The organism is Rhodoferax sp., assembly GCF_010365055.1.
In the GTDB taxonomy this organism is placed as follows: Bacteria; Pseudomonadota; Gammaproteobacteria; order Burkholderiales; family Burkholderiaceae_C; genus Rhodoferax.
Window position 1 is genome coordinate 1 of the sequence record NZ_JAAFHA010000115.1, and the last position, 12913, is coordinate 12913.

14 protein-coding genes and 3 pseudogenes are annotated in these 12913 nt (G+C 61.1%); 6 read left to right on the forward strand and 11 right to left on the reverse strand.

Going from position 1 to position 12913, the window contains the following annotated elements; genetic code table 11:
* Positions 1-433, reverse strand: a pseudogene (locus tag GZ093_RS18210) (3,4-dihydroxy-2-butanone-4-phosphate synthase); the annotation flags it as partial.
* Between the two features lie 59 nt (positions 434-492).
* Here GZ093_RS18210 and GZ093_RS18215 point away from each other — a divergent pair.
* Both GZ093_RS18215 and GZ093_RS20880 read left to right on the forward strand, forming a co-directional pair.
* Positions 493-714, forward strand: coding sequence for a helix-turn-helix domain-containing protein (locus GZ093_RS18215; RefSeq protein ID WP_296488767.1), 222 nt, complete (start codon positions 493-495; stop codon positions 712-714).
* A gap of 220 nt (positions 715-934) precedes the next feature.
* Complete coding sequence (locus GZ093_RS20880) at positions 935-1135, forward strand: hypothetical protein (protein WP_363261076.1); 201 nt, start codon at positions 935-937, stop codon at positions 1133-1135.
* A gap of 81 nt (positions 1136-1216) precedes the next feature.
* On the opposite strand, the pseudogene GZ093_RS20885 reads toward GZ093_RS20880, so the two are convergent.
* Both GZ093_RS20885 and GZ093_RS18225 read right to left on the reverse strand, forming a co-directional pair.
* Positions 1217-1528: pseudogene (locus GZ093_RS20885) on the reverse strand (IS3 family transposase); the annotation flags it as partial.
* Positions 1529-1539: 11 nt separating this feature from the next.
* Positions 1540-1815: a hypothetical protein gene (locus GZ093_RS18225; RefSeq protein ID WP_296488772.1), complete on the reverse strand. Its 276-nt coding sequence runs from the start codon at positions 1813-1815 to the stop codon at positions 1540-1542.
* A 349-nt stretch (positions 1816-2164) separates the two neighbouring features.
* On the opposite strand from GZ093_RS18225, the gene GZ093_RS18230 reads away from it, so the two are divergent.
* Positions 2165-2929 (forward strand): hypothetical protein, encoded by a 765-nt coding sequence (locus GZ093_RS18230; RefSeq protein WP_296488775.1) that lies wholly within the window; start codon positions 2165-2167, stop codon positions 2927-2929.
* On the opposite strand, the gene GZ093_RS18235 is transcribed toward GZ093_RS18230, so the two are convergent.
* From GZ093_RS18235 to GZ093_RS18250, 4 genes are all read right to left on the reverse strand, one after another.
* The gene (locus GZ093_RS18235) at positions 2810-4510 is read right to left on the reverse strand and encodes a mechanosensitive ion channel family protein (RefSeq protein ID WP_296488777.1); all 1701 of its coding nucleotides are present in this window, start codon (positions 4508-4510) and stop codon (positions 2810-2812) included. The genes GZ093_RS18230 and GZ093_RS18235 overlap by 120 nt on opposite strands.
* A 437-nt stretch (positions 4511-4947) precedes the next feature.
* Positions 4948-7110 (reverse strand): copper-translocating P-type ATPase, encoded by a 2163-nt coding sequence (locus GZ093_RS18240; protein WP_296488780.1) that lies wholly within the window; start codon positions 7108-7110, stop codon positions 4948-4950.
* A gap of 74 nt (positions 7111-7184) precedes the next feature.
* Complete coding sequence (locus GZ093_RS18245; protein ID WP_296488782.1) at positions 7185-7886, reverse strand: DsbA family protein; 702 nt, start codon at positions 7884-7886, stop codon at positions 7185-7187.
* A 58-nt stretch (positions 7887-7944) separates the two neighbouring features.
* On the reverse strand, positions 7945-8148 hold the full coding sequence (locus tag GZ093_RS18250) for a hypothetical protein (RefSeq protein ID WP_296488784.1): 204 nt from the start codon (positions 8146-8148) through the stop codon (positions 7945-7947).
* A gap of 243 nt (positions 8149-8391) precedes the next feature.
* Between GZ093_RS18250 and GZ093_RS18255 the strand changes: the two genes are divergently transcribed.
* The 3 genes from GZ093_RS18255 (at position 8392) to GZ093_RS18265 (ending at position 10228) form a co-directional block, all read left to right on the forward strand.
* Positions 8392-8874 carry a DUF4426 domain-containing protein gene (locus GZ093_RS18255; RefSeq protein WP_296488787.1) on the forward strand — a complete coding sequence of 161 codons (483 nt, stop codon included), beginning with the start codon at positions 8392-8394 and terminating at the stop codon, positions 8872-8874.
* Positions 8875-9117: 243 nt separating this feature from the next.
* Entirely contained in the window at positions 9118-9984 is an 867-nt protein-coding gene (locus GZ093_RS18260; RefSeq protein WP_296488789.1) for an ADP-polyphosphate phosphotransferase, read from the forward strand.
* A 4-nt stretch (positions 9985-9988) separates the two neighbouring features.
* Positions 9989-10228 (forward strand): hypothetical protein, encoded by a 240-nt coding sequence (locus tag GZ093_RS18265; protein ID WP_296488791.1) that lies wholly within the window; start codon positions 9989-9991, stop codon positions 10226-10228.
* Between the two features lie 121 nt (positions 10229-10349).
* Here GZ093_RS18265 and GZ093_RS18270 read toward each other — a convergent pair whose 3' ends face one another.
* The 4 genes and pseudogenes from GZ093_RS18270 to GZ093_RS18285 form a co-directional block, all read right to left on the reverse strand.
* Positions 10350-10625, reverse strand: coding sequence for a PRC-barrel domain-containing protein (locus GZ093_RS18270; RefSeq protein ID WP_296488794.1), 276 nt, complete (start codon positions 10623-10625; stop codon positions 10350-10352).
* Between the two features lie 24 nt (positions 10626-10649).
* Entirely contained in the window at positions 10650-11207 is a 558-nt protein-coding gene (locus GZ093_RS18275) for a hypothetical protein (RefSeq protein WP_296488798.1), read from the reverse strand.
* A 354-nt stretch (positions 11208-11561) separates the two neighbouring features.
* Positions 11562-12452, reverse strand: coding sequence for a YihY/virulence factor BrkB family protein (locus GZ093_RS18280; protein WP_296488800.1), 891 nt, complete (start codon positions 12450-12452; stop codon positions 11562-11564).
* Between the two features lie 135 nt (positions 12453-12587).
* Positions 12588-12913, reverse strand: a pseudogene (locus GZ093_RS18285) (acyl-CoA desaturase); the annotation flags it as partial.

The window sequence follows — 12913 nt, forward strand, 5'->3', positions numbered from 1 at the left end:
GGCCATGCTCGGCCGCAAACAGTTGCAGGTCGGGCAGGCGCGCCATGGTGCCGTCGTCTTTCATGATCTCGCAAATAACGGAGGCCGGGGTGCAACCGGCCATGGCGGCCAGGTCGCAGCCGGCTTCGGTGTGGCCAGCGCGCATGAGCACGCCGCCCTCAACCGCTTGCAACGGGAAAATATGGCCGGGTTGCACCAGGTCCTGCGGGTGGGAATTTTTAGCCACCGCTGCCTGCACGGTGCGGGCGCGGTCGGCGGCCGAAATGCCGGTGGTCACGCCTTCAGCGGCTTCAATTGACACGGTGAAGGCGGTGGCTTTTTTGTCGCCATTGCGCGCCGTCATGGGCGGCAATTGCAGGCGCTCACACAAGCCCCGAGTGAGGGTCAGGCAAATCAGGCCGCGGCCAAAGCGCGCCATGAAGTTGATGGCGTCGGCGCACCGCCCTGTGGCGCACCCGGGCGGCGTATTTGCAGGGTGGTATTGAGTTGGCGGTGTTCGATGTTGCCCGCCCCGGGCGCCCTGAGCAATACGACACGGATGCCCAGGAACGGGTGACCGCGCTGGCTTGCTCGGCACCCCCAGAAGGACTGCAACGCTGGACCATAGTCGCACTTGAACGTGCAGCCCGCAAGGAACCCGGGCTGAACGGTGTCAGTCGCGAAACCGTGCGCCGCATGCTAAAAGAAACGACCTCAAACCTTGGCGCCGGTTGATGTGATGCATTGGAGTGCTCAATGATGAGTACCGCAGCTGGATGTACGACTTGTTGGCGCTTTATGCCAAGCCTCTTTGCCACAAGGAGCCGGTGATCTGCCTTGATGAGAAGAGTCTGCAATTCATCGGACACAGCCGCCAGTCTTTACCGATGACACCCCATGCGCCGACCAAAGAGGACTACGAATACACCCGCCACGGTACGACCTGTTTGTGGCGGTGCAGCCCAAAGCGGGGCAGCGCATTGTCTCGGTTACCGAGCGCAGAACGAAAGCCGACTTCGTCGCGTTCATCGGCGAAATGCAGACTGGCGCCTACGCCAAGGCACGTCGTGTCCACTTGGTGCTGGACAATCTGAACACGCACTTCCGGATAGGTGATGTCCCAGCTGAAGAGCTGATTGGGTGCTGTTGCACATAGCGCACGGGGCTTGCTGCGCTTTTGCTTGGGTCGCTCAGGGCTGCGGTGACCAAGCTGATGCGCGGCCTTGAGCACACGGTAAAAGGTTGATTCAGAGGCCACGTACTGCCCTCCATCGGCCAGTCGGGGAACGATCTGACTGGGCGCCAAATGTCCGAACTCTTGTGAGTTGGCCACGGCCAGCACCTGCTGGCGCTCTTGCTCACTGAGCCGGTTCTTGGGCGTTTGCACCCGCGTTGGGCGTTGGTCGCCGCAAGACGGCTCTCGCTGCCAGCGTTGCAAGGTGCGCTCGCTCAAACCAATCGCTCTACAGGCGCGGTCCTGGCGTGCACCTGCAACGATCGCCTGGCTCACCAGTTCGGTGACTTGGCTGCGCTGTATAAGGGTGCTCATTTGACCTCGTCCTACCACAACGCACAGAACTTTTTTTGCAGAATCATCAATGCTGCGGCCTCTGACAGTGCTTTCTCTTTGCGTACCAATTCGCGCTTGAGTTGCTCGTTTTCCTCTTTGAGGGTACGCAGTTCACGCGTGCCCGTTGTTGTCTGTTTCGCAGCACAAAAAGACGCGTTCCAAGTCGTCAAGTGATGGGCAAACAATCCATGCGAGCCACACCACGCGTTCAGGGCGTCTGGCTCCATGCCATGGGTTTCATGCAATGCAACGAGTTGCTCCTGCACGCTTCAGTCTTGGGGACGTTTCTCTTTTGCCGGCAAAGCGCCGGGCAAGGCCGGAGATCCTCTTTTTATCCAATTCTTGGCCGTGTGGTAATTGACGTTTAGTTCTTGAGCCACGGAGCGCACCGTGCGCGTTCCACGGCTGAGCAGTTTGCTGCCAAGCAGTTTCGCAGGTGAGCTCGGCTAGGCCGGGGCTGTTCGATGCGTGCGTCACCGCACAGACTGCGTCAGTCCGCCGGCCTATCGTGCAGTACGCCGTGCATCCGCAGGCGCACTTGTCCGCCATACGCGCGGGCATCAACATCAGGAGAATCCTATGAGCATCCCCTATACACACGCAAGGAGTAACACGATGAGAAACATTCACAAGACCATCAGCGCCGTCGCAGTTCTGTGCCTCGCGGCTGCGGCAAGTCTGCCGGCATCTGCTGTAACCGCAGCCGAACAGACCAAGGCCATGAAGAGTGCCAATGCCTCGGCGCCGGCGCTCGGTTACAGCGACCGCAACAACATGAAGGTGTACGACAGCGACCGCAAGGCGCTGCAGGAGCAGCTAACACCTGGGATGGATGTGGCGTTCTACCGCAAGAAGCTCGCCGACCTCGGTTATCAGATCACGGCGGTGAACGACCGCGAAGCCGACTATGTCGAGTACGAGGTCGTCAAGGGTGCGAACAGCCACGAAGTACAGATCGATTTCGACAAGGCCACCAAAAAGGCGACGAAAGTCGACGTGGCAATGAACAACTGGCGTGCCGATTCCACCAAGGCCGCACTGCGTGGCAACAAGTACAAGCCCGTGACCTCCTCCGACTACAGTGATCGCACGTACATGAAGGGATGGACGGACGAGAAAGACACGCTGGAAAAGGCGCTCGGCACCGGCCACGAAAAGGCGTACTACGCCAAGAAGCTGGCTGATCTGGGCTACAAGGTGACGGCTACGAACGACCGGGAAGCCGACTATCTCGAATACGAAATCGTCAAGGGCAACCGCTCATACGAAGTGCAGATTGATTTCGACAAGGCAATGCAGAAATCCAGCAAGGTCGACGTGACGACGAACCTTTGGCAGGCCGATGCCACCGACAAGGCGTTGTCCAAAGCCAAGCGCTGATCGCCAGCTGTGGACAATCAACCTGCATGGCTTGCCTGAAAAAATCACCATAACTGCGCCAAGAGCGCACCAAGTTACATCCTGTTTTTCTTGGTGAAACTTTGTGTCCTTGGTGCCTTGGTAGTGAAGCCTTTTACCTATCCTGCGACGTGACCGCCGACCAAACCGGCGTGTGACAAGGTCACTCCTTGGGCGCGTCGCAATCGAGCAGATCGTCCTCCCCGGCGACTTGGCGGTCGGCGGCGATCTGGCGGTCGAGGTGATCCTGGCGGGTGCGGTCGCCGGTTCATCGGTCGGCGACGCGACCGGCTTCGTGGGCTTCGGCGGCAACGGTTTGATCGTGGTCGCCTCCGACATTGGCGCCATCGTCTGCCCCAGGCGCACGTTGTAGATCGGCTCGGGCATGACGATGCCGGCTTCGTCGAAGGCGCGTTTGACGAGGCGGATCGCTTCGCTGCGCACTTTCAGGAACTCGGCCTGCGACTGGTCGACCCAGCCAAAAACCCGCAGCAACACATCCGAATCGCCGAGCGTTTGGACCGTGCACGACGGCGCCGGGTCATTGAGCACGCCGGCCATGCGTTCGAGCGTTTGCGCGGCGAGCGTTTGCGCTTGCACGAGGTTTTGCTCCGTATCGACGCCGACATCGAAGGTGAAACGGCGTTTGGGGTTGCGCGTGTAGTTGATGATCACCGCCTTGTACACCAAGGCGTTGGGAATGCGTGTGTGGTTGCCGTCGAGCGTCAGCAGAATGGTCGCCCGCGACGTCAGGCGAACGACGCGGCCTTCGTGGCTGTCGATCATCACCAGGTCGTTGTGGTCGAAGGGCTGGCGCAGACTGAGCAGCAGGCTGGCGATGTAGTTTTCGACCGTGTCGCGCAGCGCGAAGCCGACCGCCAAACCAACGACGCCCGCGGCGCCGAGCACGGTACGGAGCAGCGCCGTCGCGTCGACGATCTCGAGCGCCAGCACCAACCCGCAGCCGATGATCGCCATGCGGACGATCTGGCGTATGAGATCGCGCAGGAAGGGATTGCGTCCGAAACGCCGCGCCAGCGCTTCGTTGCCGGCGACGAAACGGGCGAACCACCAGAAGATGCCGAACACCGCCGCCGCCACCGCCAGCAACGGCAGAAAGGCGACAAAGCCGCTCGTCGCCGTCAGCAGGCGGTCCATGGTCGGCAACAGGCGACGACGCAAATCCTGCGAAACGGTGATGCCGTCCTGCACGTCGACGACGCCGCGAACGCGCCGCGCGACGCTCAGCGCCTGCTCGTGGTCGGCTTTCGACGTGACCTCACCAGCGAGAGCAACGACGCCGGCGCGGACCGTGACCTCGACGTCACCGAGGCCGACGAGCGTCGCATAAAGTTCGCGCAGGCGCTTGGCGATGTCGGCGTCCTTTCTCGCGTTCGATTCGACGTCGATTGTCGCCGCCTCGACGCTGGTCGCCGGCGCCGGCTCGCTCGGCAGGATGGCGTCGCCAACGGCGGCGACGGCGTGTAGCGACGCGCCAAACATGAATAGGAAAACCAGGCGGCGCAGCCCCCGACCATACGACAAGCCCGAGAATTCAGCCATGCTGCCCCCCGCTCCGTCAGCCCTTGTCGTGCGCCGCGCAGGATCATGTCGGCCTGCACCGACACCGAAGCGCGGTGAATGAAGTAGATCAGCACCCAGAGGCTGGCGAGCGCAAAAACGACGCCGAGCGTCGGCTATAGCGGTGATAGGTCGTGCAGCGATCATGCGGCCCGTTCGTTTGTGGACGTTAGTCGCCACCCGCAAGCCGGAGGACGAAGGATAGGAATTTGAATGCTCGTTTGCGTAGGACTGCGGGGGTGAGTTTTGAGTATCGCGGAGGTGAGATTCGTAGTCAATCCGGGATATGAAGGAAGCAGGGAATGCTAATAGCTTGATACCTGATGGGTTGCATGGCAATTGATCTCACGATAAGCGTTGCCACGACGCGAGCAGAATTGTTGCGGTGGCGCGGTCATACCCGGCCTATGACCGCCCCGTCACTTCTTCAGTTTCAGCAGCCGTGCATTGACGGCCACGATCACGGTGCTCACCGACATCAGCGCGGCACCCACGGCGGGCGTGAGCAGCACGCCCCACGCGAACAGCGCGCCCGCAGCGAGCGGGATGGCAACAACGTTGTAGCCCGTGGCCCAAAAGAGGTTCTGGATCATCTTCGCGTAGGTGGCGCGCGACAGCTCGACGATGGCCACAACATCCAACGGGTTGCTGCGCACCAGAACGATGTCGGCGGTTTCCACCGCCACGTCAGACCCGGCGCCAATGGCGATGCCGACATCGGCCTGCGCTAGTGCTGGTGCGTCGTTGACGCCATCGCCGGTCATGGCCACCATCACGCCGCGCGCCTGGACCTCCTTCACCTTAGCGGCCTTGTCCTGCGGCAGCACTTCGGCAAAGTATTCGTCCAGCCCAACCTGGTCTGACACCCACTTGGCCGTCGCCTTGTTGTCCCCTGTGAGCATCATGCAGCGGATGTTCAGCGCCTTCAGCGCTTCGATGGCCTGCTTTGCCTCGGGCCGGACGATATCGGCCAAGGCCATTGCCCCCTTCAACTGCCCGTCGACCAGGATGAACACCACCGTCTTGCCCTGGGCCTGCAGCGGTTCGATGCGCTCGTCCTTGAGCTCGATGTTCTGCTCGCGCAAGTAGCCCGGGCTGACGACCTTGACCTCCCGGCCATCGACCTGGCCCTCGGCACCTTTGCCGGGGATGCTCTTGAAGTTCTCGACGGCCAGCTGCGCATCCGATGAGGCGGTGATCGCCTTGGCGATGGGGTGTTCGGAGTGCGCGTCCACGGCGGCGGCGTAGCTGCGCAGCGTGGCCTCGTCAATGTCCTGTGCCAGCAGCAAGGTGTCTGTGACACCAAAGCGGCCCTCGGTCAGCGTGCCGGTCTTGTCGAAGATGACGGCCTGCAGCTTGCGTGCACCTTCGAATGCCACGCGATTGCGGATCAACAGTCCATGGCTCGCGGCCAAAGCCGTGGAGACGGCCACCACCAGCGGCACGGCCAGCCCGAGCGCATGCGGACAGGTGATCACCATCACGGTCACGGCGCGCTCGATGGCGAAGGCCAGCTCCCGGTCCATGAACAGCAGCCACACCAGGAAGGTGCCCGCACCGCTGACCAGCGCAATGAGAGTGAGCCACATCGCCGCCGTGTCAGCGAGGTTCTGCGTCTTCGATTTACTTTCCTGGGCTTGCTTGACGAGGTCGATCACCTGCGACAGGAACGAGTCCTTGCCGGTCCCTCTGACCTCGATAGTTAGCGACCCTTCGCCATTGATGGCGCCGCCGATGACCTTGGCGCCGCTCGTCTTGGTGACCGGCGTCGACTCGCCGGTGAGCATCGCCTCATTGACCGAGCTCTCACCCTCGACGACGGCACCGTCAGCCGGAACTTTCTCGCCTGGCTTGACCAGCACCTTGTCGCCGACCGCCAGCTCGCTCAGTGGCACGTCCGTTACGCTTCCGTCGGGCACCAGCTTGTGGGCATCCGAGGGCATGAGCTTGGCCAGTTCCTCCAGGGCCTTGGAGGCGCCCATCACCGACTTCATCTCGATCCAGTGCCCCAGCAGCATGATGTCCACGAGGGTGGCCAGTTCCCAAAAGAACATCTTGCCTGTTAGGCCAAAGACCACGGCGCTGCTGTACAGATAGGCGGTGGAGATCGCCACGGCCACCAGCGTCATCATTCCTGGCTTGAGGGTCTTGAGCTCGGTGTACAGGCCCTTGAGGAAGGGCCACCCGCCATACCAGAAAACCGCTGAGGAAAAGCCGAACAACACGTAGAGGTCGCCTGGGAAGCGGACCGCTTCCCGTAGCCCCACCACCGTTTGCAGCAGCGGCGAGAGCGCGAGAATCGGCAGGGTCAGTGCCAGTGAAATCCAGAACCGCTTGCGAAAGTCCGCTGCCATGTGGGCATGGTGATTCGGATGGCCCTTGTGCTCATCCTTGTGCTCAGGATGATCGGCTTGATCGGCGCCCGCGTGCCGCAATTGGGCTTCGGCGTCCGACCAGTTCTGGTCTGCCTGTCCTTGCGGGCGGCCTTCCTTCACATAGATGGCGTAGGCCTTCTTTTCCAGTTCGTCTTGGGTCGGCTTGTCCCCCGGTTCGTGCTTGGCCGTGTGTTCATGTTCGCTCATCGCTCATCTCCAAGAGACAGAATTCGGGTGCGGCGTACGAGTGTGTCCCGTGCCTGCGGTTGGTGTGCTGTCCATCAACACCAGTTGGCCCGGTCGTCGGGGGCGACCAGCCACTCCTTGATGCTGGCCGCGATGATCCGGTAGCCGACGTTGCCATAGAGCTTCTGGCGGCCTTCATCGAACACGAAGGTTGGGCTGCCTTCAATAAGCTGCTTGTCCTTGGCGTCGAAGTCCGCGCATAGCGCCGCGTGCGCAGCACCACTCTCGATGTGCTGGCGGATGCGGGTAAGGGGCAATGACATGTCCGAGGCCATCGCTTCCTGAAAGTTTCGATCTGCGATGTCCTGCAGGTCCCGGAAAAAACCGAGACGACAACGCCACACCGCCTCTTCGAAGACGCGCCTGCCGCCGAACTGCGCTTCGGGCTCCGCCGAGACTTCACCCTGCTTCTCCAGCAGCTGGATGGCTTTGAGAAACAGGTGGCAACTCATCGACGTGGACGGAATATTCCGGGTCCAGATATCGGGATGAACGTCGATGTGATCGAAGCGCATTGCCATCTCTTGCAGATGCCGCGAATAGCCTGCGGTGCCGCCCTTGTCGCCCCAGTCGGCTTCTATGTGAGCCGCGACGTTGCCGAACAGGCGCAGAAAGTGATATTCGACACGGATCTGGCCGCCGAATTGCCGCCGCAACTCGTCGAGCTTGATTTGAGCCGCATAGGCCCATACGCAGAGCACATCGGAAAAGTAGGAAATGGTCAAGGTCGGCTGCATGGTGATGGTTCCGCGCGTCGCTGATGGGCACCCCGATGCGGGTCTCAGTCCACCTGGATCACTTGCGCTTTTGCAGGACGGCCCAAACGACCAGGCCCACGACGACGACCAGCAAGAGCGGTCCCCAGTAGCCGCCGTATCCGCCCATCCAGCCACCGCCCCACATGCCGCCGCCATTCATCATGTTGCCGTTTTGCGCGGACGCCACGCCGCTGGCGAGCGCGGACACCGAACCAGTAGCAATCGCGATTAGTGACTTCATGGAAACCTCCGTTGTGAAACAAATTAGCTGAGCAAGCCCCCTAAGAACAGTTTGGGCGACGAAGCTGCTGCTGTCTGTGCGTCAGCGCACACATGGCGTGGCAATTGCCTCAAGCTAATCGCTTGTCGCCGCAAACAGCGTTCGCCAACGCACAGACCTGGCTGCGAGAATCAAATAGGCTTCACTCTGCTTTTGGCGCCACAGCTATAGCGCATGTTTCGTTCAAATTGATAGGAGCCAGTCATGAACCGTCCATTTCGAGCGGCAACACGAATATCCCGTTGGCTTACCGTGGCGGTACTCCTGCCGATCGCCAGCTTTTCTGCATGGCCGCAGGCGCACACCCGGCAGGTGGGTATCTATAGCTTGCGCAGCAGTACGACCAATTCGGAAAACCTTTCCGAGGAGACTGCCAAAGCACACGGCATTGGTCGCGACGCTCGCCGCGCCGTGCTGAACGTCGTGGTGCTGAAAAACGAAGTCGGACTCGACACGACCGTGCGAGCTCAAATGCAGGCTTATGCGACCAACCTGGCGGGACAACTTAAGGCAATCGACATGCGCCCGGTGGCTGACTCCAGCCGCATTTCGTATCTGGGCAGCTACGGCTTCGTGCATGGCGAGGTGCTCGACTTCACGATCAAGGCAAAGCCCGAAGGCAGCGGCGAAACCTTGAGCATGACCTACCGGGAACGGCTCTGGGTGCCCGGCCTTCCCGCGCAATAATGGACGCATCCCGCACGGACCGCGCAATCTGCACGCGCATGCCTAGACCGTCAACTCATGCGCGGTCTCATTTGTATTCGGTCGGCAGCCGAAGCTCGTCACCTGGTTCAACGAAGGTCGAATGCTGCCGCGACGACGCTAAACCCTACGGGCCGCTTGCACCGCCTGGACAGTGAGTGCACGGAGGTCGTTCCTGCAGCGCCTTGCTACACCGACGCAGGCGACAAAACAAAAGGAAATCACATGAACATCGACGTCACTGAATTCAGACTCCGCGAAGGCGACGAGGTCGACCTCGGCCTTTGGGCCACGAATGTAAAACCCTTGTGCAAGTCAAAGAAGGCGTATCGCAAAGTGCTGGAGGACCAGGTTGAACAGCTGAGCGATCAGCAACGCATGCTTTATGCGTCGAACCGGCACGCCTTGCTGGTGGTGTTTCAGGCCATGGATACGGCCGGCAAGGACGGCGCGATTCGCCATGTGATGTCGGGCGTCAACCCGCAAGGCTGCCAGGTGTTCAGCTTTGCGCATCCGAGCGCGCGGGAACTTCAACATGACTTCCTCTGGCGCACCACTCGCGACCTGCCCGAGCGCGGGCGCATCGGCATCTTTAACCGTTCGTACTACGAAGAGGTCTTGATCGTGCGGGTGCACAGCAGCATCCTGCAAAGCGAATCCATTCCTGATCTTCCTTCCAACGAGTCGGTGTGGCACGGCCGCTTCCGATCGATCGTCGACCTGGAAAGGCACCTGCATGCCAACGGCACGCGCATCGTCAAGGTGTTCCTGCACCTGTCGAAGGAGGAACAGCGCAAGCGCCTGCTGGCGCGAATCGATGAGCCCGACAAGAACTGGAAGTTCAGCGTGGCCGACATCGCTGAGCGCAAGTTCTGGGACGCCTACATGCAAGCCTATGGCCATGCCTTGGGCGCGACCAGTACGACGGACTCGCCCTGGTTCATCGTGCCGGCCGACGACAAGGACAACGCCCGGCTGATCGTGTCACAGATCGTGCTCGACGCGCTGGAAGGTTTGAAGTTGAGTTACCCGGTGGTCACCGCGGCGCGGCGACAGGAGCTGAAAGCGATTCGAAAACAGCTGGCGAAGTGAGCTGTTGGGAGCCCTGATCGACTTCCCCTCGCATCACCCCGTGCTCGCACTCGGCGTGGTGCTCGCTGCGGCGTTGCTGGAGTCTGTTGCTGTGATCGGCACCGTCATCCCAGGAAGTTCGATCGCCTTCGCGGCCGGCGTCCTCATCGGCCTTCAGGCACTCGATCCATGGGGGATGGCCGGGGCAGCCGTAGTCGGTGCCATTCTCGGCGACAGCTTCAGCTATTGGCTCCGTCACCGATAGCACGAAGCGCTGCGCACCTGATGGCCGCTGAGCGCCCATCCCGAATTGCTCGCGCGCGGGCGGACGGGCGTACTTTGCAGAGCACGGCGGCAAGAGCGTGTTCCTGGTCCGGTTCCTCGCGTCATCCCGTCGAGCCTGCAGTCGTGCCGCTCGCACCGACTATGTAGCTGTTGGCGGCGACCACCTTGCCGTCGCGCAGGGAGATTTCGTTGACCGGGATATGCACGCCGGAGTCCAGCACCACTTCCGTCACACGCTCGCGTTCCTCGTCGACGAGCATTTCGCGCACCGTGCCAATCTGAGTGCCTGACGCGTTCACGACGCGCCAGCCGCGACAATCCTGCTCGCTGTTGGTCAGCTTGTAGTCGTCGAGTTCCGAAAGTTTTTTGATAGCCATGATGTACATCCTTTATCTGTGGATTCAGCTGACCTTGCCGAATTCGGTGGCGTGCAAATAGACCGGGGTCTTCCTGAGCCACTCGCGCTCCTGCTCGGTCAGGTTACGGAACCGGTTGTTAGAGATGTTGTTGATCTCATCCTGCTGGAGCCGCTGGAAGTTGCCCTTCAGGTTGATCGTGTTGCCCTGATTGATTTGGCTCTGGGTTCCGACCCCCCGGTTCAGGTCCTGGTCGATCATGACCAGAAACTCTTCGCTGCCCGAGGCCAGTGTGAAGGATTTTGGCCCCACGACCCGGACCACGCGGACGTTGGAAAGCACCGCTTCACGACCGACCAGGGAAAGCTTGTCGCTGATAGAAGCATAGGTGCCTACATCCGTGACCCGATCGCCGGAGGCCGTGCCGCCAGGCTGGACCGCGCCCGTTGCACTGGTGGGTGTGTCGGCCGATGTGCTGGTGGTAGTCGCGGTGCCGGTGACGGCGGCAGGGGTGGTGGTGTTCACCCTCTCAAGGTCCCGGTCGAACATCTGCAAGATGAACCAGATGATGACCAGCAGCACCAGCAGACCGACCAGCCACATCCACCACGAGCTTGCGCTCTTTTTTTCACGGGAATTTCAGCTATTTGATAGCTCCTTTGGTTGAGGTCCCCGAGCGCACTGGCGCAGGACACGGAATGCCTAAAGTTGAACACGAAGAATGCAAAGGGATCGTAGGCGGGCCGCGCAGGGTTGTCTGTGCGTTGACGCACACTGAGGTCCTGGCGGTCTCAGCCCGGAACGCCAACCCGGGCGCGTTGCCTGCAGGGGGGACGAAGGGCTGGAAGCGAACCGCTGCATCCGACGACTGACCTCCACCAAAAAGCTAATCCCTCTGCCCTGTTGGCTGCTCCCATGGCCGAATGAGCCCGCACCACCGTGAGGCTCCGATGTGTGTCATCGCGCGTCGGGGTCTCGTTTGCGTTGGCCGATCGCATTCCCGGCGTTCTGCTTGCCGCCGGCGCCGTGTCGTTCAATGAGCGCGTTGATCTCCGAGCCAAACAGGATGGCTAGCCCTGCGATGTAGAGCCACATCATTAGCACCATGACCGCGCCGACGCTGCCGTAAGTGGCGTCGTAGTTGCCGAAGTTTTGGGTGTACCAGGCAAAAGCCAGCGATGCGACTAGAAAGACCACGACTCCGACGACGCTGCCTGCCGTGATGAATTTGAATTTCTGCTCGACGTTCGGGGCAAGGTAGTAGATGAGGGAGAACGCCAGCAGCAGCCCTGCCAAGATGATCACCCAGCGAAAGACGATGAAGAATGCCAGCAGCGCTTCGCCTAAGCCGAAATGCGAGCCCAGCCACGCCTGGATCTGGCCGCCCAGAACGATGAGCGAGAAGCCGCCCAGCACCAGCACCACGAATAGCAGGCTCAGTGCGATCGCCACGAGCCGAGCCCGCAGAAAGCCGCGCCCCTCGTCGACGTCATAGGCGACGTTGAGCTGCTGCATGATGGCGTACATACCGGTGGAGGTGGCCCATAACGCAGCGAGGAGACCGAACGAGAGCAGGTCACCACGTTGTTCTTGTGTGACATCTTGAACGACACCCGCAAACATGTCAGAGGCGCTTGTCGGCAGCGCCTGGCGCAACAGATCCATGATCGCTTGATCAATGTTGGCAATCGGCAGGTACGGGATAACCGCGAGCACGAAGATCATCGCCGGAAAGATCGCCAGCATCAGGTAAAAGCCCAGCACCGCAGCACCGTTGAGGATGTCGTCGTCCACGGTTTTTCGATACAGCTCTTTCAGAAACTGCCTGGTCGTCGCGAGTGTTGCCATCTGTCTGCTCCTTGGGACCTCGACTTCAGGAGGTTGAGTAAACGAGTGCTCCCCTGGGATCCGACTCCCCGGGTACCTCTGCTGAAATCATCTCATGTGGCGCCAGTGCCGGCAAAGTAGAGGTGGTCAAGGCGCTCAGACTCGGACCGCGCGCAGTCGAAGGCCGAACTGCTGCAAGGCGCCGATGTCGCTTTGCTCGGCCTTCACAAGCCACGCTTGCAGATCGGTAACCAGCTGCTCGGCACAGACGTTGGTGCGGGTCCACAGCATGCGCAACTCTTCGCGCATCGCGACCAGCTTGGCGAGATAGGGGCTCGACGCCAGCGCACCCGCGACCTGCGCCTTGACGTTGTTCGGGATCTTGTCGTCATCGCGATGTAGCCAGCGGCGCGCGATTCGCATTTCGGCGAGCTTGCCGGCTGGCCAAGCGCTCTGTGCGCCTGGGCGCGGTGCAGGAAGAT

What these genes read in the sequence shown, in the direction of transcription:
- GZ093_RS18255 (WP_296488787.1), top strand. Translation starts at nt 8,392, where the DNA reads ATGAACCGTCCATTTCGAGCGGCAACACGAATATCCCGTTGGCTTACC.
- GZ093_RS18270 (WP_296488794.1), bottom strand. Translation starts at nt 10,625, where the DNA reads ATGGCTATCAAAAAACTTTCGGAACTCGACGACTACAAGCTGACCAAC.
- GZ093_RS18250 (WP_296488784.1), bottom strand. Translation starts at nt 8,148, where the DNA reads ATGAAGTCACTAATCGCGATTGCTACTGGTTCGGTGTCCGCGCTCGCC.
- GZ093_RS18245 (WP_296488782.1), bottom strand. Translation starts at nt 7,886, where the DNA reads ATGCAGCCGACCTTGACCATTTCCTACTTTTCCGATGTGCTCTGCGTA.
- GZ093_RS18240 (WP_296488780.1), bottom strand. Translation starts at nt 7,110, where the DNA reads ATGAGCGAACATGAACACACGGCCAAGCACGAACCGGGGGACAAGCCG.
- GZ093_RS18280 (WP_296488800.1), bottom strand. Translation starts at nt 12,452, where the DNA reads ATGGCAACACTCGCGACGACCAGGCAGTTTCTGAAAGAGCTGTATCGA.
- GZ093_RS18230 (WP_296488775.1), top strand. Translation starts at nt 2,165, where the DNA reads ATGAGAAACATTCACAAGACCATCAGCGCCGTCGCAGTTCTGTGCCTC.
- GZ093_RS18260 (WP_296488789.1), top strand. Translation starts at nt 9,118, where the DNA reads ATGAACATCGACGTCACTGAATTCAGACTCCGCGAAGGCGACGAGGTC.
- GZ093_RS18235 (WP_296488777.1), bottom strand. Translation starts at nt 4,510, where the DNA reads ATGGCTGAATTCTCGGGCTTGTCGTATGGTCGGGGGCTGCGCCGCCTG.
- GZ093_RS18275 (WP_296488798.1), bottom strand. Translation starts at nt 11,207, where the DNA reads ATGTGGCTGGTCGGTCTGCTGGTGCTGCTGGTCATCATCTGGTTCATC.